The organism is Candidatus Poseidoniia archaeon (assembly GCA_030748895.1).
Classification (GTDB): domain Archaea; phylum Thermoplasmatota; class Poseidoniia; order MGIII; family CG-Epi1; genus UBA8886.
The window spans coordinates 1-26,008 of record JASMLC010000016.1 but is presented as its reverse complement, the minus strand read 5'-3'; the positions used below and the strand labels follow the sequence as shown (position 1 = coordinate 26,008).

The window sequence follows — 26,008 nt, the reverse complement described above, 5'->3', positions numbered from 1 at the left end:
TCCCGGCACTTTTACCGAAGGTGACTGGGAGAACTCTGGTGAGTATAAGGTGCTTGCAGACCTTGGCAACGATGTGTACGCCCTGGATGTGGGTGACTTGGCGGGGGGCGCCGATAAAGATATTGTGATTGGAGCAGACTCCGGTGGTATTACGAACAATCTGAGAGCGTACAAGCACCCTGGCACCACTCCATTCAGCAGTTCTTGGACCAGCATATTCACCCGCGATACCGGTGTCGATATCAGGGATGTTACCATCGGTGATTTTGATGGAGATGGAGATAATGATGTGGCCCATGTCTTTGGGCTTGCTTACCGTATTTCATTCATGGAAAATGATGACGGCGCAGATACGTTCACTGCTCTGGGAAGCATAACCCTATCCGAATATGGAAATGATTTTGTTATTGGCAACCTTATCGCCTTCAATTTTGCGGGTGACGGTGATATAGATATCGTCGTTATCTCTTCGACATCGCTTTCCGTCGATGATGAAGTCAGATACCTGAAGAATGATGGTACAGGAGACAGCATTGTCAGCGATTTCACCGTCACAGACATTATGGATATAAATTACGAAATCAGGGACGCCGTTGTCGATGATTTCGACGGTGATGGCGATGGCGATATAGCTGTCGTTGGACAGAGAGCTGCCGCGCTTGCTGGGGAGATCTATGTAGTTGAGAACGGGGGCGGTGAAAGTTACACAAGATTCACGGAATCCTCCTTTAGTGACACAAACCTCGATATCCGTGCCATTGTAGTGATGGACCTCGGAGCCGACGGCAACATCTGGAAGGATCTCGTCATTGGTCTTGACAGTGGTACTGCCGACTCCGGTGTCGATGAGGTTCAGGTCCTCCAGAACGCAATCCCCGAGTTCACGACTCTGCTGGCGCCAATCGTGTCGGTTATCGGTATCGTAGCGTGGAACTACCGCCGCCGGCAGTCTGTTGAACAGTAAGGCTTTAACGCAATCCGGCAGGTAACGGAGTATGGGAGCCGAGGGCGTGACGCTGAAAGTGGCCGAGGCGCTACAGGATGAGGTCGGCTACGGCCGTGGCCGGCTGGACACACCGACGCGTAATGAGCTGGGGCTCTCCATCGGCGACATCATCGAAATTCACGGCCGCCGGCGCGAGCCGACAGTAGCTATCGTATGGCGCGCGCGTACGGAGGACGAAGGCAAGGGTGTCGTCCGCATTGATGGGCTGATACGCAACAACGCCAAGGTAAACCTGGGCGACAAGGTCGAGGTGCGCAAGGCGCAGGTGCGGCCGGCGCAGAAGGTGAGCCTGGCGCCTCTGCTGGAGCAGCAGTCGGGTCGCGTACAGTTCGGCCCCGGGATTGACGAGATTATCCTGCGTGGCCTCAACCGCCGCCCGCTGACCAAGGGCGACGCGGTGATTGTGCCGGGGCTGACGCTGATGGGCGGACGGCTGGTGTTCGCCGTGACGGCAGTGCAGCCGAAAGGTATTGTACAGATTCAGGCCGACACTCAGGTCCAGGTACTGGAGGAGCCGGTCAAGGAGGAGGAGCTGAGGGCGACCGGCGTAGCGTACGAGGACATCGGCGGCCTCAAGGAGGAGCTCCGCCGGGTCCGCGAGATGATTGAACTGCCGCTCAAGCATCCCGAACTTTTCGAGACGCTGGGAATCGACCCGCCCAAGGGGGTGCTGCTCTACGGGCCGCCCGGGACTGGCAAGACACTGCTGGCGAAAGCGGTGGCGAACGAGTCGGGTGCGCACTTCATTGGCATCCAGGGGCCGGAAATCATGAACAAGTATTACGGCGAATCTGAAGCACATTTGCGGCAGAAATTCGAGGAAGCCGAGGCGAGCTCGCCCTCGATTATCTTTATCGACGAGCTTGACTCCATCGCTTCCAAGCGCGAGGAGACGCAGGGTGAAGTCGAGCGCCGCGTTGTGGCGCAGCTGCTGACGCTGATGGATGGCTTGCAGGCGCGCGGACAGGTTATCGTGATTGCCGCTACCAACCGGCCCGACGCGATTGACCCGGCGCTGCGCAGGCCGGGTCGCTTTGACCGTGAAATAGAGATTGGCATCCCCGATTACGACGGCCGTCGCGAAATCCTGCAGGTCCACACCCGAGGCATGCCGATTCCACGCGATGAGAACGGTGCCTGGGAGGAACTGGATTACTTTGCGCGGATATCGCACGGCTATGTTGGTGCCGACCTTGCGGCACTGGCGCGCGAGGCGGCCATGAGCGCCTTGCGGCGCTACCTGCCTGAGATTGACCTCGACGAGCCACTACCGCCCAAATTGCTTCAGGAGATGAAGGTGACTAATGATGACTTCAAGGAGGCGCTAAAGGACGTTGAGCCTTCGGCCCTGCGCGAAGTAATGATTGAGGTACCGAAAGTATCCTGGGAAGAAGTCGGTGGCCTCAAGGATGTAAAGCAGCAACTGAAAGAAGCGGTCGAGTGGCCCCTCACCAATCCGGCTGGCTTCGAGAGGCTGGGGATCAGGCCCCCGCGCGGGGTCCTGCTCTATGGGCCTCCCGGTACGGGCAAAACATTACTGGCCAAGGCTGTTGCGACTGAATCCGAAGCGAATTTCATCGCCATTAAAGGCCCTGAAGTAATGTCCAAATGGGTCGGCGAGTCGGAGAAACGGCTACGCGAGGTGTTCCGCAAGGCAAAGCAGGTGGCACCCTGCATAGTATTCCTCGACGAGCTGGACTCGCTCGCGCCGCCGCGCGGCGGTGGCGGAGACAGCCGCGTCAGCGACCGGCTGGTGGACCAGCTGCTGACCAGCATGGACGGGCTCGAGAACCTTGAAGGCGTCGTGGTAATCGGCGCCACCAACCGCCCCGAAATCGTCGACCCGGCACTGCTGCGCCCGGGGCGTTTTGACCGGCTGTTGCTGGTCGAGGCGCCTGACTTGGCCGCCCGTCAGGCAATTCTGGAGATTCACACGGCCGTCATGCCGCTGGGGAAAGTGAAGCTGGACTATTTCGCGAAGGAGACTGATGGCTACACAGGTGCGGATCTGGATGGGCTGGTGCGGGAGGCTGCAATACTCGCCCTGCGGGAGGACAGTGAGGCGAAGACGGTGACCCAGAAACACTTCCTGGCTGCGCTGGAAAAAATGTCCCCTTCGGTAACCGAGGATACAGTCAAATACTATGATGAAGTGGGTCGCAAGCTGATGAAACGCGGGCGGCGCAGCCGCACACGCAGCGAGGACGACCTCTATATCTGAACTATGGAAATCAGACTTAGTGACCTGCAGGGGAAGGAAGTTACGACGCTTACCGGCGAGAAGCTGGGGCGCATCGCCAACCTGATTATCGAGTCAACTACGGGCGAACTCGACAAGCTGCTGATAGATTCAGACGGCATCGCTCCCGAGGGGACTGAGCTGGATTCCTCGGGGCTCCTCAGTATTCCCTTTACCTCGGTGCGCTCGGTCAAGGACATGGTGATGGTCAAGATATGAATCTTCCATCCGCGGAGACGCTGACTGCCTCGGGCTACTGGATGCTGGTGCCACTGGCGTTTGCCTTCATGGCCGGCTGGTGGTTCAAGTTCGGGGTTCTCGTAGATGTTGGGGTTTACGTTGTAGTGGTAGTGCTGTTAGGCTTCGGGCTGATTGGCAGCTACACCTACGGGCGCGCGCGTCACTAGTAAAGATGCATCACGCTTAAATAGGTCAGGTTTTTCGGCGCCAGTCTTCGGCGGGAACAGGCCTCTTTTTCTGACGACAGGAGCAGTTTCCCCGTTTGTAGAACAAGGTGAAATATGGAATCACTACTGATAGCCAGAATAGCGCTTGGAACCGCCGTTACCGGTCTGCTGATAGCCTTCCTGCTCTATCGCAAGGTAGTTGGAATCCGGATTGAAAACCGGGTTGTAGCCGGCATCACGCAGGAAATCCAGGATGGAGCGATGGCCTTCCTTAAGGCAGAATATCGCGTCCTCGCTGTTTTTATACTGGTCGTTGCAGGATTGCTGGCCTGGGCGCTGGGAATCCAGACGGCGATTGCCTTCGTATTCGGCGCTTTTTCGAGTGTCCTGGCTGGCTTCAGTGGCATGAAGTCGGCGACCAGCGCCAATGGCCGCACCGCTGTCGCAGCCGCTGAGGGTGGCCTGCCGGCCGCGCTCGAAACGTCCTACAACGGCGGTGCCGTGATGGGGCTCGCCGTGGGCGGGCTGGGGCTGTTCGGCATCGCGATTATGTACCTCTGGCTCGGCAACGACCTGAATACGGTCGCCAATATCGCCGGATTCGGCATGGGTGCCTCGAGCATCGCGCTCTTTGCACGTGTGGGCGGTGGCATCTACACCAAGGCAGCCGATGTCGGGGCGGACCTGGTCGGCAAGGTCGAGGCGGGCATCCCCGAGGACGACCCGCGTAACCCGGGCGTTATCGCCGACAATGTCGGCGATAACGTGGGCGATATCGCCGGGATGGGTGCCGATATCTTCGAGTCGTTCGTCGGCTCAATTATCGCTGCGATGATTATTGCCGCAGCTGCGGCTGACAAGCTCGGTGCGGACTACGTCCTGCTCCCTATCGTGCTGGCGCTGGTCGGTTACGCCGCCAGCATAGTTGGCGTTTTCTCAATCAAGCTCCTCAAGGGTGGCGACGCTGCCGCTGCGCTGCGCAACACGACCTTCATCGGCGCGGGACTCTTTCTTGGTGGTGGCTACTTCGCTCTGGATTACCTTGGCCTGCCGTTGCACCCGCTCTATGCGGTGGCTGTTGGCAGCATGGTCGGTATCCTGATTGGGCTCGTGACCGAATACTACACCGGCATCGAGCCGGTTTTCGGACTTAAGGTCAGGGCAATTCCGCACATTGGCGAGATGTCGAAGACCGGCCCCGCGACCAACGCGATTGCCGGCCTCTCGGTCGGAATGTTGTCCACTTTCGCCCCGATTATCCTCATCGCCGGCGGTATTTACGCTGCCAACGCGGTGATGATGGGTGCTGACGGCGCTACCTCGGCCCACGGGCTGTACGGCATCGCGATGGCTGCCATGGGCATGCTGGCGACCGTAGGCGTGACGATGACTGTCGATGCGTACGGTCCGGTGGCGGACAATGCCGGTGGCATCTCCGAGATGGCTGGTCTCGGCGACGACGTGCGCGCGATTACTGACAACCTCGATTCGATTGGCAACACCACCGCCGCCATCGGTAAGGGCTTCGCGATTGGCAGCGCGGCGCTGACCGCGCTGGCGCTCTTTGCGGCCTACGCTACCGCGGCCGGTCTGGGCGCCAGTGACCTTTCGCTGGTCGAGCCTAATGTCGTCATCGGGCTGCTGATTGGCGGTTCGCTCCCCTTCGTGGTTGCGGCGATGACTATGACCAGCGTCGGCAAGGCGGCTGGCGAGATGGTGACCGAGATTCGCCGTCAGTTCCGCGAAATTGATGGGTTGCTCGAGGGACGTGAGGGTGTCAAGCCCGATTCAGCGCGCTGCATCGATATTTCCACGCAGGCTGCGCTGCGTGAGATGGTCGCGCCCGGACTTACGGCGGTGCTTGCTCCGGTCGTGGTCGGGATGCTGCTTGGTCCCGCGGCGCTGGGCGGACTGCTCGCCGGAGCTACAGTTACCGGCGTCCTGATGGCACTATTCATGGCCAATGCGGGCGGTGCCTGGGATAACGCCAAGAAGGCGATTGAGCAGGGCCGCATTCCGGGCGAGGTGAAAGGCGGCGACGCACATGCCGCCGCCATCATCGGCGACACGATTGGTGACCCGTTCAAGGACACCTCCGGCCCGTCGCTGAATATCCTCATCAAGCTGATGTCGGTCGTTTCGCTGGTCATTGCGCCGCTTATCGTATAAACTAAATACCCCTGCCGTTGCGAGGTCCCAATGTATTACACCCACACCCGTGAAGACATGGTCCGCATTCCCCCTGACCGACTAGGGGAAAACATCGAAAAAGTGACCATGGAACTGGCCCGTCAGGCGTTCGAGGGCCGCATGGGCCCCGACCAGAAACTGGTAGTGCTGATTACCAGCCTCAAGCTGAACGGCGACAGCCGCGTAGTCCACGGCGACGGCGCCGTCTATCAGCCGGTGCGCATCCAGATGCTGCTCTTCGACATCCGTATACAGGAGGTCATCGAGGGACTTATCGACCAGGTGACCGAGTACGGTGCCTTCGTGCGCTTCGGCCCGCTGGACGGCTTGCTGCACGTTTCGCAAATCCAGGACGACCACATCAACGTCGACGTGGGCGGCCAGCGACTGGTTGGCAAGGAGACCAAGCGCGAACTGCGAGTCGAGGACCGCGTACGCAGTCGCATCGTGACGATTTCGCTCAACGAGGTTTCGCCCCGCGAGTCCAAGATAGGGCTCACGATGCGCCAGCCGGGGCTCGGCAAGCTGGAGTGGATTGCCGAGGACCATGTCAAGGCGGAGGCCGCCTGATGTTCGCCTGCAAGGAATGCCACCAGATACTCGAGGTGAGGGATGGCCACAACTGTCCCACCGGTGAACGCCAGCCCGAGATTTCGCGCGAATGGCAGGGATTCATCGAGGTACTCGACCCTGAGAAGTCGGCGCTGGCAAAGGAGATGGGAATTCGCACCCCGGGGCGCTACGCCCTGCGCGTGCGGTGATGTATCGCATGCTTCCTGCCATGACAGCTGAACTTTCGCAACCCATGGGGCCGGTCCTGAAGGCGGTGCCCGAGTCGCTCCACGACAGCCAGTGTGTCGTCACTGTCGGTGACCGCACCACGCTGGCGGTAGCGGCATCAGGCTGCGAACCGCATCTCGCCATCGTAGATTTCAAGACTCGCCGCCACCAGCAGCTCTCTGCTGACGACCGTGCCGCGCTGGCGCGCATCTGCGCCGACCGCGTTCTGCGCGTACGCAATCCTGCCGGCGGCATCACGCGCGAATTGTGGAACGCAGTCGCCTCGACCGCGGAACAGCGCACGCGCACCCGCATCGAGGTTGACGGCGAAGAGGATTTGGCAACGCTAGCGGTGCTGGCGCTCTGCCCCGACGACTCGCAGGTGCTCTACGGCCAGCCCGGTGAGGGACTGGTGCACCTGAACCTCGGCCCTGAACTGCGCCAGCGCGCGAAGACCTTTCTCGACCGCATGAAGGAGAACTGAACATGGAACTGCAAATCGTAAAGAATACCGATAACAGGCTTGTTGGACGGCAGGAACTGGAACTGCAGATTATGCACACCGCCAGCGCCACTCCGAAGCGCATGGAGGTGCGCAAGGAGGTCGCCAAGCAGATGAAGGCGAAGACCGAGCTGGTAATCATAGACCACCTGAAGAACCGCTACGGCCGGCATGAGACCATCGGCTACGCCAAGGTCTACGCCGACATGGGCTCGCTCACCGCGACCGAGACGCACCCTATCCTGGCGCGCCACGGCCTTGCGAGCGGCTCCGTGGACGCCGGGAAGCCGGCCGCCGCCGCCGCGGAAGAGCCTGCTGCGGAGGCTGCCGAAGCACCCGCCGAGGAAGCTGCGGAGGAACTCGCGGCCGATGACGGCGACGCGCAAGCCGAGGCGCCCGCCGAAGATGACGTGGTCGCTGCTGGCGACGATGCCGCCGAGGAAAAATAGATGAGTAAGATAGAGTTCTACGACGTCAGCGACGGCAAGCTAAAGCGCAAGCGCGAGCACTGCCCCGAGTGCGGTCCCGGCACTTTCATGGCGCACCACGCCGACCGCAAGTCGTGCGGCCGCTGCGGGCACACCGTCCCCGCCGCTGGCAGCGCTCCCGCAGAAGCCAGCGCGCCCGCCGCCGACACCCCGGCCGGCAGCGACGATTCCGCCGCTGGCGACAGCAGCAGCGACTGACTGGGCCCGTAGTGTAGCCTGGAATCACCGTAGCCTCCGGAGCTTCAGACCCGGGTTCGAATCCCGGCGGGCCCGCCACCCTAATTCCCGGTCAGCGCGCCCAGATTCCCGCGAAACATCCAGAGCACCAGCAGTACTCCCAACAGTAGCATTCCCTGCGAGACGACCGCCATGAACTTCAGGAGCCGCTCGCGGCCGGCGGGGTCGTCGAGTTGCGCCTGCAGCCACTCGATGGGTGACGGGAGCATCAGCCCTTGATACGCTTGAGGCGGAAAATGTTTTCGCGCTCAAGCTCCTCGAGACGCAGGGTGATGTAGCTGGCGATTTCTTCCAGCTGCGGGATGACCTTGAACTCGAGCGCGTTAACGCGGCGTTTCGTGGCTTCGATTTCGTCGAGCAGCTTCTTCATTGTCGTCTCCAGCTCGGCGGCTTCCATGATTTTTGCAGCCAATTGCTCAAAGGCGTGCACCGCCTCGTCGACTCGCACTGAAGTACCGATGAGCCCGTAGCCCCGCTCCTCAACCGATTTCTGGATTTGCGAGACCTCGATGCCGGGAACAACGACGCCCATGATGTTGCGCTGCGTCAGGATGACCTCGGGCGGTGTGCGGACGCAGTTGGCGGCCGAACTCAAGGCGCTCTTACCATCGGCGGCCATCGCGACTGCCAGCATCTCGATCGCTTCGCCGTAGAGTCCCGAGAGCTGCGCACGCATGTCCTTGACTTTCGGGAGCAGCTCGAAGAATTCCATGATGAGGCCGTCGCGCTTCATCTTCAGCAGCTTGTGGCCGCTGATGGAGAGCTTGATGCGCCGACGGGTCGCAATCAGCTCGGACCGCGTCGGCTTGACGTCCGCGATGCTCACTTGTCCCTGTACGCCGGGTGGTATTTCTCCAGCGTCTTGCGGTCAATCCTAGTCAGCGCCGATTCAGGCAGCTTGCTCAGCAGGTCCCAGCCGGTCTCAAGCGTGGCTTCGGCGATATCGCGGTCCTCGTCACGCGCCTGCCGTACAAAGCGGTCCTCGAATTCATCAGCGAACTCGAGCAGTTTCTGGTCGCGCTCGGAGAGCGCCTCCTTGCCGACAATCGCCACTAGTCCGCGCAGGTCGACCCCTTCGGCGTACGCCGCGTAGAGCTGGTCGCTCAGCTGTTTGTGGTCCTCGCGCGTCTGTCCTTCGCCGATGCCGGCGTTCATCAGTCGCGAGAGCGATGGCAGCACGATGATGGGCGGGTAGATGCCCTTGCGGTGCAGGTCGCGCGAAATCACGACCTGGCCTTCGGTGATGTAGCCCGTAAGGTCGGGGATGGGGTGGGTGATATCGTCGCCCGGCATGGTCAGGATGGGAATCTGCGTCACCGACCCCTGCTTGCCCTTGATGAGCCCGGCCCGCTCGTAGTTCTGCGCCAGGTCGGTATACATGTAGCCCGGGTAGCCGCGCCGTCCCGGCACTTCCTCGCGCGCAGCGCCAATCTGTCGCAGCGCCTCGCAGTAGTTGGTCATGTCGGTCATGACCACCAGGATGTCGTAGCCGTGGTCGAACGCCAGGTATTCGGCGGCGGTCAGCGCCAGCCGCGGCGTAATCAGCCGCTCGACGGCAGGGTCGCTCGCCAGGTTCATGAAGACGACTGCCCGCGAGAGCGCACCGGTGCGCTCGAAGTCGGACATGAAGTAGTGCGCTTCCTCGTTGGTGATGCCCATAGCGCAGAAGACGACCGCGAACTCACGGTCGCTGCCGAGCGTGCGCGACTGCCGTGCAATCTGTAGCGCGATGTCGTTGTGCGGCAGTCCCGAGCCGGAGAAGATGGGCAGCTTCTGCCCCATCACCAGCGTATTCAGCCCGTCAATCGTCGAGATGCCGGTCTGGATGAACTCCTGCGGCGAGTCGCGCGAGTAGGGGTTGATTGCAGCACCGATGATTTCGCGTCGTTCGTCGGGAATAATCGGGGCTCCACCATCGATGGGTTCGCCCGCTCCCGAAAGGATGCGGCCGAGCATGTCCTTCGAGACCGAGAGCTTGATAGTTTCTCCCAGAAACTTGACGCCGCTGGCGCGGTCGATTCCCGTAGTCCCTTCGAAGACCTGCACAACGACGATATCTTTCGATGTATCGAGCACCTGCCCGCGCTTGGTCGTGCCGTCGGGCATCGCAATCTGGACCAGCTCGCCGTAGCCGACCGGCTCGGTCTTCTCGACGAAGACCAGCGGTCCGCTGATTTCCTTGATGGTCTTGTATTCTTTCTGCATCAGTCAGCCTCCATTAACCTGGCAACTTCCTTCTCAATCTGCTTGCGCAGCTTGGGCAGCAGCTCGCTGAAATTCTCCTCGAACTTGGCGCGTCCCAGCTCCTCCAGCACACCGATACTGGTCAGCTCCGGCACGCCCACACCAGTGGCGAGCGCCTTCTCGGCCAGCCCACGGAAGTGCAGAATTGTATCCAGGAACTCTGCCTGGACCTCAATCTTGCAGTAGGTATCGACGTCGTGGAACGCGTTCTGCTGCAGGTAGAACTCGCGCAGCAGCCGCGCAATCTCTAGCGTCAGTTGCTGGTCCTCCGGTAACGCGTCGGACCCAATCAGCTGCACGATTTCCTGAAGCTCTGCTTCTTCCTGCAGCACCGTCATGGCGGTAGCGATATTCTCGCCCCAGTTGGCACTGGCGTTCTCGGAATACCAGTCTCCCAGCACGCGGTTGTAGAGCGAATAGCTGGTAAGCCAGTTGATGGCGGGGAAATGGCGTCGCTGCGCCAGCTTCGAGTCGAGCGCCCAGAACACCTTGACGATGCGCAGCGTATTCTGCGTAACCGGTTCGGAGAAATCGCCCCCGGCCGGCGATACGGCGCCGATGACCGTGACCGAGCCGTCGTCGCCCGAGAGCGCTTCGACGCGTCCAGCGCGCTCATAGAACTCCGAAAGGCGTGCCGCCAGATAGGCGGGGTAGCCTTCCTCGCCCGGCATTTCCTCAAGGCGTGACGAGATTTCGCGCATAGCTTCCGCCCAGCGGCTCGTGGAGTCAGCCATCAGCGCGACATCGTAACCCTGGTCACGGTAGTATTCCGCAAGGGTGATGCCAGTATAGACCGACGCTTCGCGCGCCGCGACCGGCATGTTGCTCGTGTTGGCAATCAACACCGTGCGGTCCATCAGCGGGCCGCCGGTCTTGGGGTCTTTCAGGTGCGGGAACTCCGTCAGCACTTCGGTCATTTCGTTGCCACGCTCGCCGCAGCCCACATAGACCACGACCTGCGCGTCCGACCATTTCGCCAGCGTCTGCTGCGTGACGGTCTTGCCGGTGCCGAAACCACCCGGGATGGCGGCGGTGCCGCCCTTGGCGAGCGGGAAGAGCCCGTCAAGGGTACGCGTTCCGGTCACGAGCGGGATGTCGGGCGGGTGCTTGACCGTAAATGGTCGCGGCACGCGCACCGGCCACTTGTGCATCAGCTTCAGTTCTGTTCCGTCCTCAAGGCTGCCGATGGGGTCGTCAATCGTGTACTTGCCCTTTTTCAGCGCCCTGATTTTTCCAGAAACGAGTGGTGGCACCAGGATTTTGTGGGTAATAGTTTTTGTCTCCTGCACCGTACCAAGCACGGTTCCGCCGGAAACTTCGTCGCCTTTCTTCGCTGTCGGCACGAAGTCCCAGACTGCGTCGTGGTCCAGCCCGGGCGCCGTAACGCCGCGCTGGATGTAGTCGCCCATTTTCTCCTGGAGCACCGGCAACGGTCGCTGGATACCGTCGTAAATCGAGCGCAACAGCCCCGGTCCCAGTTCGACCGAGAGCGAAGCGCCGGTATTCTCGACCGGTTCGCCTGGCTTGATGCCCGACGTATCTTCGTAAACCTGGATGACCGTACGGTCTCCCTCCAGGCCGATGACCTCGCCCATCAGCTTCTCGTGGCCTACAAGGACCACGTCGTACATGCGGGGAGCAATCCCCTCGGCCGTCACAACCGGGCCTGAGACCCGATAGATTTCTCCTTTTACTTCCATAAGTCTACTCCAACCGCGGTCCTGATGCGGTCCCTGAGAGAATCGTCAACTTCGGCACCAATCGCAATTACCGTCGGGTGGACGCTGTTGCTCAAGTGCATCTGCGTCTTCGCCTCCAGCTCCTGCCACTCGGTGTCGTGAATTACCAGCACGCCGATTTCCCGGTCCTTCAGCGCCTGCGCTACGGCCTGCTCGGAGCTGGCCTCTTCGTCCACCTGGAACCACTTGTGGACACCCACCAGCCGGAAGCCGGTCGTGAACATGTCCCTGCCTACGACGCCGATTTCCATTATACCACCAGCAGCCCCTCGATTTTCTCGCGGGACAGTTCCAGTTCCCGCCCACGCACGATGGTGCGCAGGTTGCGCACCTCCTTTTCCTTGCGCAGCAGGTAATCCAGTATCGGCAGGATTGAGAGCGGATGCAGGTAGGTGTAGCGGCGCGACTGGGCGGCGACATGTTCCTCCAGCGCCTGCACGGCGCGGTTCAGTCCAGCATCCTCGAAATCCTCAAGGACGGGCTGCAGCACCTCCTGGAACGGGGAGCCTTCGATAATCGGCAGGATGTCGGCTACGCTGCTGGTTGCGGCGAGCGCCGCCTCGTCGAGCGTCCCGCCCTCAATCAGCAGTTCGCCCAGTCCGCTAAGGCCCCGGTGCCTCAGCCGCATCACGGTTTTCAGGTTGGCGACGTCAATTTGCAGCTGGACGAAGCCGCGGTAGACCCGGCTCGCCGCACCCCCGGCCGGCAGGCTGCTGGCCAGGTTTTCGTAATACGCCCTGTCAAGCGCATCCTCGAGCGGCTGCAAAGAATCGCTCTGCCGCTGCTCCAGCGCATTCTGCACCAGCTCATGGTAGCGCGTCCCCTCGAGCAGCTCGACCGCCGCCTCGACGGAATCGGTCGCCGCCATCTGCGCGTAGAGTTCGCGGTCGCGCTCGGTCAGCGGCGAGACCTTCCGCAGCAACTCCTCCCCGGAAAGGCCGTCGAAGATGCCGCGCAGCAGCGCCTTGATGCCGCGCACGCGGTAAATCTCGGCGTACGCCTCGATGCCCTGCCGCAGTTCGCCGGTGCAGAAGCCGATGATTTCGCCGACTTCGCTGGCGCGGTTGTCGAGCAGCGCCGCCTCGAGCAGGTCCGCACCGCGCAGCGAAGCGCCGTAGCGGTCGATTTCGCGTCGGTATTCCAGGTCCTGAATGTAGCGCGCAACTTCCTCCAGTTCCATGTTCAGCAACTGGCCGAACGCTTCGGGCGGCAGCAGCCGCGCCCGCCGGGCGCGGGCGCGGGTGGCTGCGTAGGCGAAGTTACTCATTTACCGAAAAGAGCCTCGCTCACTGTCGGCAACTGCGCCTGCCATTCGCGCTCGACCAGCGTGCTGAAGCGGAAGTCGAGCCGGTATGCGTCGGTCTCGATGATGAAGCCCGCCTCCGCTATTGGCTCGCCCAGCTTCTGCGATGCAAGTTTACCGAGCAGCTTCGCATCGGCCTTGCGGCAGCGCAGCGTCCCGCCCGCCGGCACATCGGCCAGCAGCGCGCGGTAGACTCGCTCAAGCTCGGCTGCCGTCAGGCTGTCGAGCCGCTCCAGCGCATCCTGTCGCGTTGCCTCGAGCACCTGCCGCTGCGCGTCAAGTCGCGCGCGCTCGACCTCCAGCTCGGCCGCAGGCAATTCCTGCCGCTCGAGTTGCCCGGCCTGCTGCTTGCCGGCTGCGGCAATTGCGTCCGCGACCTGCTTGCCTTCGTCCTTGCCTTCGCTGAGGATACCTTCCGCCTCCGTTCTGGTGGCGGTGGCGATGGCGTCTGCTTCTCCCCGGCCGGCCTGTTCGACCTGGCGCAGGATTTCCTGCAGAGCCATCTCAGCCCAGTATCTGGTTGGCGATGACGAAGCCGAGGATGACAATGGTCTCAGGGATGGCGATGAAGATCAGGCTGTTGGCAAAGTTGCCCCTGTCTTCAGCCACGGCGCCGACTGCGGCGGCCCCGGTATGGGACTGCGCCCAGCCGGTACCAAGGCCTGCCAGGCCAATAGCCAGGCCGGCTCCGATGGCCATGTATCCGCGCGAGGTCTCTTTGGCCGCCTCAACGGTGTTCGCGTTGTCGTCGGCTTGGCCTGCTTCGCCTTCTTCCTCGGCTGCGCTAGCTGGTGGCAGTGCCAGCAGCGTCATCGCTGCCAGTATTGCCATTATGTACAGACTTTTTTTGCTGTTCATGCTGTGGTCTCCATTTCATTGGTGTATTTCCGGGTGTACCCGAAAGGAGCGTAATCAGTTCCCCCGCCCACGAAGAACTTGGGGAAGCACTCGACGTACTGCAGACGCAGAGCGTTGATTCCCGAGCCAATTAGCCCGAGCGTAATCACTGCCGTCTGTCCGACGATGAGTATAAGAATGGCAAATATCGCGCTAACACCGGTAAAACCGATGTCGAACGCCATGCCGTTGAAGGCATGCGCCAGCCCGTAATCGGCGATTCCCAGCGCGGCAATCCGTACGTATGAGATGACCTGAACGAAGATAGATGGCACCTCAACAATCGCCACGACCCCCTCGCCCGCGACCGCCAGGCCGAGCCCGAGCAGGAACCCCGTCAGGCCACCCCACAACTCCAGCTCGCCCGCCAGGCCGAGCCGCACGCCAATCAGTGAAGTGCCGAAGAGCCAGGGGGGGATGAACATCAGCCCGCCCCAGAGAATCATAATCCACGAGAATTTCTCCATGATGGCGTGCTTCAGGTCGTGCAGCGCCAGCATGTTCCAGAAGCCCATCAGCAGCCCCAGTGTGACGTAGAACAGGCCGATACCGCCAGTCGCGAGCAGCATGAACGCCACATCCCCGGAGTCGGATTTGTGCAGCACATGGTAAGGTAGTTCGTGCGCCAGCCAGTGCAGTTCGAAGCCGAACGCCTCGGCAAAGGCGAAGGTGCCGAAGAACATAGTTGCAGCCCCGGCAATGCGAATAATCTTGCCGAGCGCCAGCGCTTCCTCCGAGTGGCCGTATTTCGTGACCAGCATGTGTCCCAGCATGAAATAGACCAGCCCGTAGCCAAGGTCGCCAATCATCATCCCGAAGAAGAGCGGGTAGCCCAGGAACAGCAGCAGCGACGGGTCCAGCTCGCGATGGTCTGGAATCGCGTACAATTTGGTGAAGAGTTCGAACGGTTTTACAGGCGCGGGATTGTCGAGCTTGACCGGCGGCGTGTCGTCGGTCTCCTCGATTTCGAGCTCCAGTTCCAGGTCACCCAGTGCCGCCTTCAGCCGCGCCAGGTCGCCTTCCGGCAGCCAGCCTTCGAGCACGAAGGTGTTCTCGCTCTGCGCCAGCTTCAGTGGTAGCTCCGACTTCTCGGCCTGCGCTGCAAGATGCTCCTCGGCGGCGACCAGCCACTGGCCGTGCCGCTGCCCCAGCGCTTCCAGTTCCTTGCCGAGTGCGGCAGCCTCTGTTTCCAGCTCGCCCAGCTTCAGCTCGAGCGCGGCGATGCTGACGCTCGGCTGCCCGTCGCCTGACGGGGGGTCGAGCGCGCGAAAGCCGTGCTGCGCCAGCGTTTGTTCCGCATCTTCAGCCGCGTCGCGCGGGACGAAGGCGGCCAGCATCTCGCCAGCACGCATGATTTCGCCGTCCGCGAGCTCCAGCTCTGCCTTCGCGGGCAGTGTGCCGGCAAAGACCGACAGGCTTTCGTAAGCGTCATACGCCTCGAGCGGCAGCCCTAGCGGCTCGAACTGGCGCAGCAGTTCGAGCCGTGTCTGTCCCTCCTTCTGCTGCTGCGTCGCCGTACGGAGTTGCTCGTTGAGCGCCAGCACTTCCTGCTCAAGCGTATCGAGCCGCTCCGCGATTTCCGCCTCGAGCTCCGCTACGGGCCGCACTCCGGCCGGCGGTGCCGCTTCGACGCCCAGTATCTTTAGCAGCGAGCGCACGCGCACGAGGTTGCCCGAAACGGTCGCGCCGTACTCGAGTGAACCGCCGCTGGCGAACCCCGCGTCGTCGCCGCCGTAGTCGACCATGTGCACCAGTCGCTGCTGCGACAGGACATGGGAAACCTGCGGCAGGTCGCGGTTGAGCCCGCACAGCACCAGCTTGGACATCGGTTCAGGCTTAAGCATCAAATGACTCCAGGAAACAGGCGACAAATTCCCCGGCCGCCTTGCCGCGCTGCTTCTCGGCGCGCTTGCGCAGCTTCGCGACTTCGGCCAGCCCTTCCTTGAGCAGCGCCTGCTTGCGCGTTCCAATCTGTTTACGTGCCTTTTCGAGGTCGCGCGCCGCCTTCTTTTCGGCCGTTGCGCGCGCCTTTTCCACCAGTCCCGCGCGCTCCTGTTGCGCTGCGCGCAGGGCGGCCTGGCGGTCGCTCGCAGCCTGCTCGAGGCTCGCCGCATTGCGGCTCTCGGATTCCCTGATTTGCTGCAGCAGTTCTGCTTTACTCATGTCTGGCACCAAGAGGGGCAGCGGCACTCCGGAGTCCCCTATAAATATTTAGGGGAAGCAGGCGTTTTTTTGCACCTGGAAATGGTGGGCCCGACCAGATTCGAACTGGCGACCTTCCGGTTATCAGCCGGATGCTCCAACCAGACTAAGCTACGGGCCCCGGCTGCCGCCACGGAGCGGCCGATTTTAATGGCTGGGGGCGGGCGGATGGACTCCGGCCTCAGGCCGGAGCCGGCGTTCCCCGGGCGAGGTCAGTCGCCCGAATCGTCGCCGTCGGAGTCGTCATCGCCGCTGTCGCCAGCGTCGCTGTCCCCGCCGTCATCCGCTTCCGGCTCGGGAGCCGCAGCCGGTGCGCCGCCGCCGCCCTCGCCTTCCTGGTAGTAGATGTAGAAGCCGCCGATGAGGCAGCCCAGCGCCAGCACGATGAGTAGGCCCGGCACGTAGGTGTCGGCCATCTTCAGGTTGCTAGTGCGCTCAGTGGCAGTGTCGACGCTCTCGGTTACCTCAGCCTCGGTGTAGCCGCCGTCCAAGACCATTACGGGAATGGTGCGCGCGGAGTAGAACTGCGCGAACGCTTTCTGCCCCATCGCGGCGGGGTAGGCTGCCTTCTGGGCGTCGGAGTACTCGACGTTCAGCGTCTTCACGATTGCCTGTGCTCCAACCGTTGACAATGTCGTGTCATCCATGGCAGTGAGAGTTCCGCTACCATCAGCGTCAATATAGACCGTCACGCTGTAAACTTGGTTCTGTACAGTCCCAGTGAAGGGGTCGAAGTAGAGGTCTTCAGTGTAGTCCATCAGGATGTCAAAGGTCATGGCCAAGACATAGCTGCCGTTAGGGGCAATCATGCTGTCAGGCAGGGGGTCTGGCGTCGGGACTCTTTGTCCAGTATCAGTGCCATTGGCATCCAAGACTGCATAGACGTATAGGTTCCCTTGCGGAATCTGTACCGGCGATGGCACGCCAGTCTCGTTGAAAACAACGGGCACGCCGCGGAAGTGGGCGATACCGGTCGTCGCGTTAACTCCGACTGGAGTGTACATGTTGTTGTAGTAGCTGTCGAACGGGTTCGGGAAGAAGCCCGCCACAGACGTGTTGGTGTTGGAGTGCGGGAACGTGTCAGCGAAGCCAGTTTGCGGGCTGCCGACCTGGTGGCTGCTGCGGTTGACAAACATCTGTGCCGGCGCGACCAGTCCGCCATCTGCGTTCAGGTCAATCGTCGCTACAATGGGATTGCCATCACCGTCAACGCCAACCACCATGTCGCTATTGACCGCGAATCCTGTGTTCGTGAGTAGGTGCGTAGCGGTAGTCGGGTCAACCGTGGTGTTATCTGGGCCCGGCATCGCGCTGATTACGGAAGTGGTCTTGATGGCAGTGACGTTCACGTCAAGGCCGTTGGCCAAGTCGAACAGCGTGCCACTGTAGGTAGTCTCGGAAGGGAAGTGCACTCCGTCGGTCAGGTAGAGCAGGCCGTAGTTACCGGCTGCGTAGAAGTCCGGGAAGGTGGCGTAGACGGTGATGTCCAAGTCGCGGTCAAGCGTCGTGCCGCTCTCCGAGTCAACCTTGACTCGCTCGTAATAGGAGATATAGAAAGTCGCCCCGAGCTCGGTGCTGAGTGCGTGGAGTGGGCTGGTAGTCGCCGGCATATACTCGATGTTAGTGCCGGTTTCGTCAGCAACGTAGACGTACGCCTCGAGCCCGTCAACGTCCTCGGTGCCCTCGAACATGTACTCATTCTCATGGCCCGCCACGAACGGGTTTGGCGCCAACGTGGTCTCCTTCGCGGGAAGGTTGTTCGGGCTCCAGGTACTGTAGGCGTAGTCGTCGGCCGAGCCCCCCTCGCCGCGCGACTCATAGGTCGTGCGGTCCAGCCAGCTGTAGCTGTCCTTGAGCGAGAACATGTAGGCGTCGGGTAGTCCGTCGCCGTCGCTATCGTCCGGGGTGGCATAGACGTTCACCGCTTCGTGGTAGAAGGTTTCGTCATCCGTCGACTGTTTGGGGTCTGCCGTCAGGATATGCCAGAGTGCAGCTCCGCCAAAGGTGTCACAGGCGCAACCTTCGTTATCGAACTGCATTGTCTGGAATGCTCCCGGCTCGCCCTGTCCGGTCTTGTTGCCCGAGTCGAGCACTTTGAGGGTTCCCTCATACTCGTAGGTGGTCTCGAAGTCATCGGGGAGCATCTTCGCGTTAGGCGCGTAGACTCCCATCCAGAACGCTGCGAGCAGGAGGAGTACGGCTCCGCCTGCGACCAGCGCCTGGGCTGTCCATTCGGACTGCTGTTCGTTTGTCATGTTATCTCCAGTTGCGTCCTTGGCCCCATTAGATGGAATTCTGCCGGGGCTGGAGTGGGGGAGGCCACTTTTTGCTTTTTAAGCCTTTGCGACAGCCGTTTTCAGCCATTAGCCCAGAAACGGACCGGTCCTGTGTGCTTGCATTCGCCGCAGGTTAGCCCCGCCACTTCCTCGCCACAGCCGCCACAGGTGGTGCCGACCTGTGCACCCAGATTGCAGGTGGGGCACGCTGCGACGTAGGTCTCGCAGCCGCTGCAGTAAGCCGTCTGTTCCCGGTGACTGCACTCGGGGCAGTTCATCGCGCTCGCGTGCATCTCGCCATCGCAGGCCGGGCAATGGCCGCCGGAGCCCGGCAGCAGGTCGCGCAGCACCTCACCCTCCAGTATTTCTTCTTCGAGATGGCGCCCTAGTAACGCCTGCGGCACCCAGAGTGCGTAGAGCGCGGTCCCGAAGGCGAGCAGCTGGAACAGGATGTACCCCTCCTGGGCGTAGCCGAAGGTCCAGCCGGGGTCGCCGAGGTACCACTTGGTGTAGCAGTAGTAGCTCAGCATCGTGAAGAGCATGAACGCCGGCAGCGCCGGCAGCCAGTCGCTCAGCACAATATCCTCGTCGGGCAGTTCGCGCTGGATATGGCTGCGCAGCGCGTAGATTTCGAGTATCATCCAGTAAATCAGGAACAGCGCCAGCAGGATTAGCACCAGCGCTACGAGGTACCAGAGGTAGCCCTGGTCGAACATTACGTAGAACAGCGTCGTCCCGAGTCCGCTCAGGATATAGATGCCAAAGAGCCAGACTCCGTGGTGCCAGATTTCGTGGAACAGCTGTTGCAGGCAGAGCAGTGTCGCCAGCCCCGCCAGCACCCAGAGCGGGGTCGAGATGAGGTGAAACTCGATGCCGAATAGCGGCAGCTCGATGGTGCGGCCAATCCCGCCGAGGCGATAGCCGGCGTAGAGCGAGACCAGGAAAGAGCTGCACGCCAGTGCGACCAGCGCCGTTGTCTCGCTCTCGCGCTCCATGCCGAGATGCTGGTTAAGAACGCCCACGGCGAGCACGCCTGCCGCTTCTACAAATATCTACCGCTCGCGGCGCCCCGTCGCACTCACTCCTCGTCCAGCGCCTGTTTCAGCAGGTCACCCATCGTGAGCGCCTCTGCCTTGCGGCCCCCGGCGCTCGCCTGCCCCTCGCCCTCCGCGGCCTCGGTCAGTCTGATTTCGAGCAGCCGCTCCAGCTTGCGCACCAGCTTTTCGGCTGGATGATGGTGGCCTGCTTCGACCGAGGCGATGATTGACTTCTTCTCGGCCGCCTTCTGTGCCAGCTGGGCGTGGTCCCAGCCGCGTTGCTGCCGCGCCTGCCGCACGCGGGCGCCGCAGTCAGCGACCAGCACGTCGCCCGGCGTCTCGTCGTTCAGCTGCTGCCGGCGCGTCCGCTTCGCCAGCGCCTGCGCGACCCACGCTTCCTGCCCCATGGCTTCGCGCGCGGTCGCCTTGCGCCCCGAGCCGGCGCAGGCGGAACAGGCGCGTAATACCGTGCCCGCAACCTGTGTCGCAATCAGCGCCGCTTCCCTTCCGCAAAGCTCACATTGCATAATTCGAAACTCATATATAAAAGCCGGCAGATAAACCTTCCAGAATGGCCACCCCGGACGAGGACGCCGTAGCCAGCCCCGCTGTCGATACGCAGGACTGGCATCGCTGGCTGATGGAGGAGACCGAGCGGTTCGAATCCGAAAAACGGCAGTTCGAATCAGAGCTTTCGCGGCTCAAGCGCGAGAACGCGCACCTCAAGGGCGAGCTGGCGCGACTGCGTGCGCCGCCGCAGGTCATCGGCACCGTGCGCGACCTGCTCGAGGACGGCCGTGTCTCTATCAAGTCCAGCTCCGGGCCGGACTTCGTGGTACACCTTTCGGAGAACATCGACCGCGGGACGCTGCTCCCCGGCGACCGTGTCGCGCTGCACCGGCAGACGCTGGCGGTGCTGGAGCTGCTGCCCGCCGTGCGCGACCAGCTAGTCATGGGCGCCGAGGTGCTCGAGAAGCCAACCGAGACCTACAAAGACATCGGCGGCCTGAAGAAGGAGCTGGAGGAACTGCGCAGCACGGTCGAGCTTCCGCTCACCAAGCCGGACCTGTTCCTCAAGGTCGGAGTCGAGCCCCCGAAGGGCATCCTGCTGATTGGGCCTCCCGGCACCGGGAAAACATTGCTCGCCAAGGCGGTCGCCAACGCAACCAACGCCAGCTTCATCCGGCTGATTGGCAGCGAACTGGTGCAGAAGTACATCGGCGAGGGCGCGCGACTGGTGCGCGAGCTGTTTCAGCTCGCGCACGAGAAGGCGCCGAGCATAATATTCATCGATGAGCTCGACGCGGTCGGCGCGAAGCGCATGGACGTCGGCACCACCGGCGACCGCGAGGTTCAGCGCACGCTGATGCAGTTGCTCGGGGAACTGGACGGCTTCACCCCGCGCGGCGATATCGCCATCATGGCTGCCTCGAACCGGCCCGATATCCTCGACGAGGCGCTATTGCGGCCGGGGCGGTTCGACCGCATCATCCGCATTCCGCAGCCCGATGCCGAAGCGCGGCTGAAAATCCTGAAGATTCATTCGAAGTCCATGTCGCTGACGCGCGGCCTCAGCCTGAAGAAACTAGTGAAGGAAACCGAAGGAATGTCTGGTGCCGACCTCCGGGCAATCTGCGTCGAGGCAGGCATGAGTGCCATCCAGGCCGACCGGACGAAGGTGCGTGCCAGCGACTTCCGGGATGCGCTACAGAAACTGCGCAGCCGCCTCACCGAGGCGGAGCAGGACGGGCCCGAGCAGACGCTCTACTACTAGCGTGGGCGACAGCCTGAAACGCGCAGCGGCCGCAGCGGCGGTCGAACTTGTCCGCGACGGAATGCTCCTCGGCCTCGGCACCGGCTCGACCGCCGACCACGCGCTGGAGCTACTGGGCGAACGCGTCGCTGACGGGCTGGCGATAACTGGCGTGCCGACCTCGGAGCGCACCGCGGCTCGCGCGCGCGAGCTGGGGATTCCGCTGCGGCCGTTCGAGCCGGGAATGCGGCTCGACCTGGCGATTGATGGCGCCGACGAGGTTTCGCCGCAGCTTGAACTCATCAAGGGACTGGGCGGCGCATTGCTGCGCGAGAAGCGGGTCGAGTCGTGCGCTGAGCAACTGGTGATAATCATCGACGACTCGAAGCTGGTCGCACGGCTGGGCCGGGGGCCGCTGCCGGTCGAGGTTGCGCCCGCGGAGGCTGACGCGACGCTGGTGGTGCTACGCGCGCTCGGTTGCGAGGCGGAGCTGCGGCAGGCGGCCGGTACGGTGTTTGTGACCGATAACGGCAACTGGATTGCGCACTTGCGTTTCGCCCGGGGCATTCCGGAGCCGACTGCACTGGACGCGCGACTACAGGCGCTGCCGGGCGTGATTGATACCGGACTCTTCCTCGGGATGGCCGACATCGTCTATAGCGCCGGCCCCGCAGGCGTCCAGCGGCTAAGGCGCGCCCCTTAAGGCAGGCACGTATAGGCACGTGTGCCCCGCACCAAGCTGACGCTCACGGTTGACCCTGAAATCCTGGCGGAGGCGAAGGCCAAGGCGCAGTCGCAGCACACCTCGATTTCGGGGCTGGTCGAAAATTTCCTGCAATTCTACAGTGAGGCGCGGCTCTACTGCTTCAGCTGCGGCGTTGCGCTGGATGTCACCGAGCGAGAGACATGTGCCAAGTGCGGTTTCCTGAAGTGTAGCGATTGTGCCAAGTGTGGTTGCGATTTGAGCGACGAGGCACGGCAGGCGGTGTTCCACATGCGCCGCGTCTACGAGGAATTGCTCGCCGGGCGAGTCGGTTAGTCCTCGAACCCGAACCGCTTCGCCAGTGCGACAATCCCGAACGCCCAGAGGAAGCCGCCCAGAATCTTGGCGACGGTCATCTGCGCGGTAATGTGCCAGTCAACGGCATTGGCAACATCCATGTCGAACCCGGCAAAGAGTGGCAGGAATATGCCCCACGCCAGCGTTGGGAACACGAGCGAGTCAACGAAGCCGGAGACGACGTTGGAACCATTAATCCTGAGCAGGCGTTCCTTGTCGCCGAGAAGCTGGTAGATGTACGTGTCGGCAATCCCGGCACAGAAGAAGGCGATGGTGCTGGCAAGTGCTATCGCCTTGACGTTGTCCCATGGAGCTGCATCCCAGCCCACGAACTTCAGGAAGAAATTCACCACCAGCGAGAGCAGCGAGCCCGCCACAATCAGCTTGAGCATGTTCTCCCACAGCTTCTCTTTCCAGAGTTCGTGGAGGAAATCGCGCGCGGTCAGGTCGAGGCCGATGAGTAGCAGCGCGGTGAAGAAGACTACCTGAATTTGCCCGACAGGGCCGCCGAGGTCCGCCACCACGTCGAGTCCCCACTTGGCGACCACCAGGTTGGCGACAATGATTGCGCCGAGATACATGCCAATCAGGAATTTCTGTCTGTCGTCCATTTTCGAACTGCCGTGCCGCAGGGCACGTGCGCGCACGTGCAGGACCCCCACTTAAGCGCTTCGGGTCAGAACTTCAGTATCGACCGTGCCTCGAACGGCGCCAGCCGCTGGCGCCCTTTCAGGAACTCCAGCTCAATCAGCACCGCCACTTCGACAATCTCGGCGCCCATCCCCGCCAGCAGGTCGCACGCTGCGCGCGAGGTGCCCCCGGTTGCGAGCAGGTCGTCGACCACCAGCACTCGTTCCCCCTCCGCGACGGCGTCGGTGTGGATTTCCAGCGCGTCGCTGCCGTATTCCAGATCGTAGCTGACGCTGCGCGTCTCCCACGGCAGCTTGCCCGGCTTGCGAATCGGGACAAAACCGACGTCGAGCAACCCGGCGACTGGCGTCCCGAAGATGAAGCCGCGCGCCTCGATACCGACGACCAGGTCGATGCGGCTGTCGCGGTACGGCGCCGCCAGCGCCTCGGCTGCGGCGCGGAGCGCCTGCGGGTCGGCCAGCAAGGGGGTAATGTCCTTGAACAGGATGCCCGGCTTGGGAAAGTCCGGCACGTCACGGATGCGGTCGCGGATTAACTGGATTTGATTTGTTGGCATGTGTTTATTCTGAAAACATCCTCAAATTACCAAGCGCTACCTGCTTTTTTGGCCGCAACATAAGCATCGGCCAGCCACCAGAGGCCTAGACCTCCTAAGGTTAGCATCTTGAAAACGCCCGAAAGAGCATCACCTTTGTAAGCCCTGTCTACACCTATAAATCCGAATGGTGAAGCTGCAATCCAGAGTGCAATATGTGCCTCGGTGATTCTTCCAGTTCTCAATTTTTCAGCGACCCAGGATTTCCCTGCAATGCCTGCCATCCGTACTGTAGTACCCCGGTAACTTAAACGCTTTAGTCAGCAGAGAAAGCAGACACTAGCGTCTTCCCGTGCCCATGCTACCTCTAGCGTGGGGTGGCGAGTCCCGGGCCGGAGCCCGGGGTGCCCGCCTCGCTTGTGGCTGTGTGGCCCTAGGTGTATACCAGCGCCAGGATGGCAAAGGCATTGATAGCCCAGAGCATCGGAGAGACTTCGTTGGTATTGCCCTTTATGACCTTGATAGCTGTCCAACTCAGGAAGCCCCAGATAATTCCCTGGGTAATCGAGTAGGTCAGCGGAATCAGGAACATCGCCATGAAGGCAGGGAAGGCAACGTCAAAGTCATCCCAGCGGATTTTCAGGACTGGCTTGGCCATGAACACGCCTACCAGCACGAGTGCCGGGGCGGTTGCAATGGCGGGAACCACCTCCAGCAGTGGCGTCAGCCACAGGAAGGGTATGAACAGCAGTCCCGCGACAACCGCGGTAAAGCCGCTGCGCCCGCCCTGATTGATACCGGCCGCGGATTCGATGTAGGTCGTACCGCTGCTTGTACCGAAGAGGCCCGAGATGGTGGTAGAGAGTCCATCGACGATGAGTGATTCCTTGATGTTGCGCGGGTCGCCATTCTCGTCTTTGAGGCCGTCGGCCGCCTCGGAGACACCGACGAAGGTGGAAAGGCTGTCGAACATGTCAGTGAACAGGAACGCGAAGATGACGGGAAACAGGCTTAGTTTCAGGGCACCTGCTATGTCCATCGAGTTGATAAGTCCGAAATCGGGATTGGAGGTCACCTTGCTCGGCATTTCCGAGTGTCCGAGGAGTATTGAGAGGACGGTCGTAATGGCGATGCCGATGATGAAAGCACCCCGGACTCCCTTGGCTACCAGTGCAGCCATGACAGTCAGACCAATCAGGAACAGGACCACCGACTGGTCTGCCCCGAGCAGGCGGTCGATTATGCTCCCGTCGTCCGGGAAGAGCGACACGAGGCCGACTTTGGTTGCAGGGTTGTCAACAATGAATCCAGCGTTGCTGAAGCCGATGAAGGCAATGAACAGCCCGATACCGGCCGCTACAGCGTACCGTATCTGGTCCGGAATCGCACGTACAATCTCGGTCCGCACGTTGGCAACCGAGAGTGCTACGAAGATGAGGCCCGAGATGAATACCGCGCCAAGTGCCGTGCTGGCACTCACCCCGGTAATCACTACGCCCCATACAAAGAAGGCATTCAGTCCCATTCCGGGCGCCATGACATATGGATTCTTGGCCCATACACCCATGGCAATACTGCTGAACGCGCTTACCAGCACGGTTGCAGTTACGAGCTGGCCGAAGTCCAGCCCAGTGCACACTACACCTTCAATACAGGTCGAGAGAATGCCAGGATTCACCACGATGATGTAGGCTGTCGCCAGGAACGTGGTAATCCCGGCCATAATCTCTGTATTGAGATCGGTGTTGTTTCCTTTCAGGTCGAAATGTTCTTCGATTACATCTTGCATTTTTTCACCCTTTTTTGAAACCGTTTCCCGGGCAGTTGGCAAGGGGCGCCAGAGACCGGTAACGCGGTTTCTGGGATTTCCGACCCAAACTTCCCTAAATAAGTGGAACGGGTGCCTGCCGATACAGTTCGCATCCCCCGGAATCATATACCACGGGGTAGTTATCCCCGCCGAACTTGGCCGCCGCTTCCGCCGACAACGGCTGCGCCGCCTCCCATTGCAGCAGCGTCACGCCGGCGCGCACTTCGTCGCTCAGCAGCACGTAGCCGACCTCCTGCGTCCCGGCGGCGGGCGTCCCGACTTCGCGCACGACGCCCGTGGCCGTGAGGACTTCCGCGCCGCGCTCCCAGGAGGCGTTGTGCTCGCCGAGGCCGAACGCGAGCGAGGAGAGCCGGTGGTCGCTGACGATGAGTGCCCCGGGCTCGACCTGCTGTGTCCAGAGTACGCATCCCAGCTCCGCGTTGGTCGTGCCCTCCTGGAAGCCGCCCATTACCGCTGCCGGCGGGTAGGCGGTTAGCGCGCCGCAGAGCAGGATGGCGGCGAGGCCGGCGGCAAACTGCGGCCGGCGCGGGCACGCCTGCATCCGTAGCAGCGCCATGAAGCCAGCGCCCGCCATCAATGCGAGCGGCGCCATCAGGTAGGGGGCGTGGCGGTAGGCAATCAGCAGGTGCGA

The 26,008-nt window shown here is 61.8% G+C and carries 30 protein-coding genes, 2 tRNA genes and 1 pseudogene; 14 read left to right on the top strand and 19 right to left on the bottom strand.

Features of this window, described 5'->3' with window-relative positions:
• The 11 genes and pseudogenes from QGG57_06395 to QGG57_06345 all read left to right on the top strand — a co-directional run.
• Positions 1–964, top strand: a 964-nt coding sequence (locus tag QGG57_06395) for a hypothetical protein (protein ID MDP7007793.1), incomplete at its 5' end; no start/stop codon positions are given.
• Positions 965–995: 31 nt separating this feature from the next.
• Positions 996–3,227, top strand: coding sequence for a CDC48 family AAA ATPase (locus tag QGG57_06390; protein ID MDP7007792.1), 2,232 nt, complete (start codon positions 996–998; stop codon positions 3,225–3,227).
• 3 nt (positions 3,228–3,230) lie between these two features.
• Entirely contained in the window at positions 3,231–3,464 is a 234-nt protein-coding gene (locus tag QGG57_06385) for a PRC-barrel domain-containing protein (GenBank protein ID MDP7007791.1), read from the top strand.
• Complete coding sequence (locus tag QGG57_06380; protein MDP7007790.1) at positions 3,461–3,652, top strand: hypothetical protein; 192 nt, start codon at positions 3,461–3,463, stop codon at positions 3,650–3,652. Before QGG57_06385 ends, QGG57_06380 begins: the two co-directional genes overlap by 4 nt.
• A gap of 114 nt (positions 3,653–3,766) precedes the next feature.
• On the top strand, positions 3,767–5,821 hold the full coding sequence (locus tag QGG57_06375) for a sodium-translocating pyrophosphatase (GenBank protein MDP7007789.1): 2,055 nt from the start codon (positions 3,767–3,769) through the stop codon (positions 5,819–5,821).
• A 30-nt stretch (positions 5,822–5,851) separates the two neighbouring features.
• A complete protein-coding gene (locus QGG57_06370; GenBank protein MDP7007788.1) occupies positions 5,852–6,412 on the top strand; it encodes a DNA-directed RNA polymerase in 561 nt (186 codons plus the stop codon).
• On the top strand, positions 6,412–6,603 hold the full coding sequence (spt4, locus tag QGG57_06365) for a transcription elongation factor subunit Spt4 (protein ID MDP7007787.1): 192 nt from the start codon (positions 6,412–6,414) through the stop codon (positions 6,601–6,603). Before QGG57_06370 ends, spt4 begins: the two co-directional genes overlap by 1 nt.
• 20 nt (positions 6,604–6,623) lie before the next feature.
• Positions 6,624–7,106, top strand: a complete 483-nt coding sequence (locus QGG57_06360) for a GTP-dependent dephospho-CoA kinase family protein (GenBank protein ID MDP7007786.1) — start codon at positions 6,624–6,626, stop codon at positions 7,104–7,106.
• Positions 7,107–7,108: 2 nt separating this feature from the next.
• A complete protein-coding gene (locus tag QGG57_06355) occupies positions 7,109–7,573 on the top strand; it encodes a hypothetical protein (protein ID MDP7007785.1) in 465 nt (154 codons plus the stop codon).
• Positions 7,574–7,708: pseudogene (locus QGG57_06350) on the top strand (30S ribosomal protein S27ae).
• Between the two features lie 104 nt (positions 7,709–7,812).
• A tRNA-Arg gene (locus tag QGG57_06345) sits at positions 7,813–7,888 on the top strand.
• Positions 7,889–7,890: 2 nt separating this feature from the next.
• Here the strand turns inward: QGG57_06345 and QGG57_06340 are convergent.
• From QGG57_06340 to QGG57_06275, 14 genes are all read right to left on the bottom strand, one after another.
• Positions 7,891–8,058 carry a hypothetical protein gene (locus QGG57_06340; protein ID MDP7007784.1) on the bottom strand — a complete coding sequence of 56 codons (168 nt, stop codon included), beginning with the start codon at positions 8,056–8,058 and terminating at the stop codon, positions 7,891–7,893.
• Positions 8,058–8,675 carry a V-type ATP synthase subunit D gene (locus QGG57_06335; GenBank protein ID MDP7007783.1) on the bottom strand — a complete coding sequence of 206 codons (618 nt, stop codon included), beginning with the start codon at positions 8,673–8,675 and terminating at the stop codon, positions 8,058–8,060. Before QGG57_06335 ends, QGG57_06340 begins: the two co-directional genes overlap by 1 nt.
• Entirely contained in the window at positions 8,672–10,054 is a 1,383-nt protein-coding gene (locus QGG57_06330; GenBank protein ID MDP7007782.1) for a V-type ATP synthase subunit B, read from the bottom strand. Before QGG57_06330 ends, QGG57_06335 begins: the two co-directional genes overlap by 4 nt.
• Positions 10,054–11,793: a V-type ATP synthase subunit A gene (locus QGG57_06325; GenBank protein ID MDP7007781.1), complete on the bottom strand. Its 1,740-nt coding sequence runs from the start codon at positions 11,791–11,793 to the stop codon at positions 10,054–10,056. The genes QGG57_06330 and QGG57_06325 overlap by 1 nt, the downstream gene beginning before the upstream one ends.
• Entirely contained in the window at positions 11,784–12,083 is a 300-nt protein-coding gene (locus tag QGG57_06320) for a V-type ATP synthase subunit F (GenBank protein ID MDP7007780.1), read from the bottom strand. Before QGG57_06320 ends, QGG57_06325 begins: the two co-directional genes overlap by 10 nt.
• Complete coding sequence (locus QGG57_06315; protein MDP7007779.1) at positions 12,083–13,099, bottom strand: V-type ATPase subunit; 1,017 nt, start codon at positions 13,097–13,099, stop codon at positions 12,083–12,085. Before QGG57_06315 ends, QGG57_06320 begins: the two co-directional genes overlap by 1 nt.
• Positions 13,096–13,638 (bottom strand): V-type ATP synthase subunit E family protein, encoded by a 543-nt coding sequence (locus tag QGG57_06310; protein ID MDP7007778.1) that lies wholly within the window; start codon positions 13,636–13,638, stop codon positions 13,096–13,098. Before QGG57_06310 ends, QGG57_06315 begins: the two co-directional genes overlap by 4 nt.
• A gap of 1 nt (position 13,639) precedes the next feature.
• Positions 13,640–13,834 (bottom strand): ATPase, encoded by a 195-nt coding sequence (locus tag QGG57_06305; GenBank protein MDP7007777.1) that lies wholly within the window; start codon positions 13,832–13,834, stop codon positions 13,640–13,642.
• A gap of 155 nt (positions 13,835–13,989) precedes the next feature.
• On the bottom strand, positions 13,990–15,876 hold the full coding sequence (locus QGG57_06300) for a V-type ATP synthase subunit I (GenBank protein ID MDP7007776.1): 1,887 nt from the start codon (positions 15,874–15,876) through the stop codon (positions 13,990–13,992).
• Entirely contained in the window at positions 15,869–16,195 is a 327-nt protein-coding gene (locus QGG57_06295) for a hypothetical protein (protein MDP7007775.1), read from the bottom strand. Before QGG57_06295 ends, QGG57_06300 begins: the two co-directional genes overlap by 8 nt.
• A gap of 82 nt (positions 16,196–16,277) precedes the next feature.
• Positions 16,278–16,355: transfer RNA gene (locus QGG57_06290), tRNA-Ile, on the bottom strand.
• 91 nt (positions 16,356–16,446) lie between these two features.
• The gene (locus tag QGG57_06285) at positions 16,447–18,489 is read right to left on the bottom strand and encodes a hypothetical protein (protein ID MDP7007774.1); all 2,043 of its coding nucleotides are present in this window, start codon (positions 18,487–18,489) and stop codon (positions 16,447–16,449) included.
• A 101-nt stretch (positions 18,490–18,590) separates the two neighbouring features.
• A complete protein-coding gene (locus QGG57_06280; protein MDP7007773.1) occupies positions 18,591–19,532 on the bottom strand; it encodes a hypothetical protein in 942 nt (313 codons plus the stop codon).
• 56 nt (positions 19,533–19,588) lie between these two features.
• Entirely contained in the window at positions 19,589–20,074 is a 486-nt protein-coding gene (locus QGG57_06275) for a multiprotein-bridging factor 1 family protein (GenBank protein ID MDP7007772.1), read from the bottom strand.
• Between the two features lie 44 nt (positions 20,075–20,118).
• Between QGG57_06275 and QGG57_06270 the strand changes: the two genes are divergently transcribed.
• From QGG57_06270 to QGG57_06260, 3 genes are read left to right on the top strand one after another with little or no spacing between them, the layout of a single operon-like run.
• Positions 20,119–21,321 (top strand): proteasome-activating nucleotidase, encoded by a 1,203-nt coding sequence (locus QGG57_06270; protein ID MDP7007771.1) that lies wholly within the window; start codon positions 20,119–20,121, stop codon positions 21,319–21,321.
• Position 21,322: 1 nt separating this feature from the next.
• Complete coding sequence (rpiA, locus tag QGG57_06265; protein MDP7007770.1) at positions 21,323–22,003, top strand: ribose-5-phosphate isomerase RpiA; 681 nt, start codon at positions 21,323–21,325, stop codon at positions 22,001–22,003.
• Positions 22,004–22,024: 21 nt separating this feature from the next.
• Positions 22,025–22,339: a DUF6364 family protein gene (locus QGG57_06260; protein MDP7007769.1), complete on the top strand. Its 315-nt coding sequence runs from the start codon at positions 22,025–22,027 to the stop codon at positions 22,337–22,339.
• Here the strand turns inward: QGG57_06260 and QGG57_06255 are convergent.
• The 5 genes from QGG57_06255 to QGG57_06235 form a co-directional block, all read right to left on the bottom strand.
• On the bottom strand, positions 22,336–22,971 hold the full coding sequence (locus QGG57_06255; protein MDP7007768.1) for a VUT family protein: 636 nt from the start codon (positions 22,969–22,971) through the stop codon (positions 22,336–22,338). The genes QGG57_06260 and QGG57_06255 overlap by 4 nt on opposite strands.
• A 65-nt stretch (positions 22,972–23,036) precedes the next feature.
• The gene (locus QGG57_06250) at positions 23,037–23,567 is read right to left on the bottom strand and encodes an adenine phosphoribosyltransferase (GenBank protein ID MDP7007767.1); all 531 of its coding nucleotides are present in this window, start codon (positions 23,565–23,567) and stop codon (positions 23,037–23,039) included.
• Positions 23,568–23,593: 26 nt separating this feature from the next.
• A complete protein-coding gene (locus tag QGG57_06245; GenBank protein MDP7007766.1) occupies positions 23,594–23,830 on the bottom strand; it encodes a TM2 domain-containing protein in 237 nt (78 codons plus the stop codon).
• 149 nt (positions 23,831–23,979) lie between these two features.
• A complete protein-coding gene (locus QGG57_06240) occupies positions 23,980–25,335 on the bottom strand; it encodes an NCS2 family permease (GenBank protein MDP7007765.1) in 1,356 nt (451 codons plus the stop codon).
• A 94-nt stretch (positions 25,336–25,429) separates the two neighbouring features.
• Positions 25,430–26,008: hypothetical protein (locus QGG57_06235; GenBank protein MDP7007764.1), on the bottom strand; the 579-nt coding region annotated here is incomplete at its 5' end.

What these genes read in the sequence shown, in the direction of transcription:
- QGG57_06390 (MDP7007792.1), top strand. Translation starts at nt 996, where the DNA reads ATGGGAGCCGAGGGCGTGACGCTGAAAGTGGCCGAGGCGCTACAGGAT.
- QGG57_06320 (MDP7007780.1), bottom strand. Translation starts at nt 12,083, where the DNA reads ATGGAAATCGGCGTCGTAGGCAGGGACATGTTCACGACCGGCTTCCGG.
- QGG57_06275 (MDP7007772.1), bottom strand. Translation starts at nt 20,074, where the DNA reads ATGCAATGTGAGCTTTGCGGAAGGGAAGCGGCGCTGATTGCGACACAG.
- QGG57_06310 (MDP7007778.1), bottom strand. Translation starts at nt 13,638, where the DNA reads ATGGCTCTGCAGGAAATCCTGCGCCAGGTCGAACAGGCCGGCCGGGGA.
- QGG57_06300 (MDP7007776.1), bottom strand. Translation starts at nt 15,876, where the DNA reads ATGCTTAAGCCTGAACCGATGTCCAAGCTGGTGCTGTGCGGGCTCAAC.
- QGG57_06360 (MDP7007786.1), top strand. Translation starts at nt 6,624, where the DNA reads ATGACAGCTGAACTTTCGCAACCCATGGGGCCGGTCCTGAAGGCGGTG.
- QGG57_06285 (MDP7007774.1), bottom strand. Translation starts at nt 18,489, where the DNA reads ATGACAAACGAACAGCAGTCCGAATGGACAGCCCAGGCGCTGGTCGCA.
- QGG57_06255 (MDP7007768.1), bottom strand. Translation starts at nt 22,971, where the DNA reads ATGGACGACAGACAGAAATTCCTGATTGGCATGTATCTCGGCGCAATC.
- QGG57_06340 (MDP7007784.1), bottom strand. Translation starts at nt 8,058, where the DNA reads ATGCTCCCGTCACCCATCGAGTGGCTGCAGGCGCAACTCGACGACCCC.
- spt4 (MDP7007787.1), top strand. Translation starts at nt 6,412, where the DNA reads ATGTTCGCCTGCAAGGAATGCCACCAGATACTCGAGGTGAGGGATGGC.
- QGG57_06240 (MDP7007765.1), bottom strand. Translation starts at nt 25,335, where the DNA reads ATGCAAGATGTAATCGAAGAACATTTCGACCTGAAAGGAAACAACACC.
- QGG57_06295 (MDP7007775.1), bottom strand. Translation starts at nt 16,195, where the DNA reads ATGAGTAAAGCAGAACTGCTGCAGCAAATCAGGGAATCCGAGAGCCGC.
- QGG57_06330 (MDP7007782.1), bottom strand. Translation starts at nt 10,054, where the DNA reads ATGCAGAAAGAATACAAGACCATCAAGGAAATCAGCGGACCGCTGGTC.
- QGG57_06375 (MDP7007789.1), top strand. Translation starts at nt 3,767, where the DNA reads ATGGAATCACTACTGATAGCCAGAATAGCGCTTGGAACCGCCGTTACC.
- QGG57_06250 (MDP7007767.1), bottom strand. Translation starts at nt 23,567, where the DNA reads ATGCCAACAAATCAAATCCAGTTAATCCGCGACCGCATCCGTGACGTG.
- QGG57_06305 (MDP7007777.1), bottom strand. Translation starts at nt 13,834, where the DNA reads ATGGCCATCGGAGCCGGCCTGGCTATTGGCCTGGCAGGCCTTGGTACC.
- QGG57_06245 (MDP7007766.1), bottom strand. Translation starts at nt 23,830, where the DNA reads ATGGCAGGCATTGCAGGGAAATCCTGGGTCGCTGAAAAATTGAGAACT.
- QGG57_06370 (MDP7007788.1), top strand. Translation starts at nt 5,852, where the DNA reads ATGTATTACACCCACACCCGTGAAGACATGGTCCGCATTCCCCCTGAC.
- QGG57_06270 (MDP7007771.1), top strand. Translation starts at nt 20,119, where the DNA reads ATGGCCACCCCGGACGAGGACGCCGTAGCCAGCCCCGCTGTCGATACG.
- QGG57_06385 (MDP7007791.1), top strand. Translation starts at nt 3,231, where the DNA reads ATGGAAATCAGACTTAGTGACCTGCAGGGGAAGGAAGTTACGACGCTT.
- QGG57_06325 (MDP7007781.1), bottom strand. Translation starts at nt 11,793, where the DNA reads ATGGAAGTAAAAGGAGAAATCTATCGGGTCTCAGGCCCGGTTGTGACG.
- QGG57_06315 (MDP7007779.1), bottom strand. Translation starts at nt 13,099, where the DNA reads ATGAGTAACTTCGCCTACGCAGCCACCCGCGCCCGCGCCCGGCGGGCG.
- QGG57_06380 (MDP7007790.1), top strand. Translation starts at nt 3,461, where the DNA reads ATGAATCTTCCATCCGCGGAGACGCTGACTGCCTCGGGCTACTGGATG.
- QGG57_06355 (MDP7007785.1), top strand. Translation starts at nt 7,109, where the DNA reads ATGGAACTGCAAATCGTAAAGAATACCGATAACAGGCTTGTTGGACGG.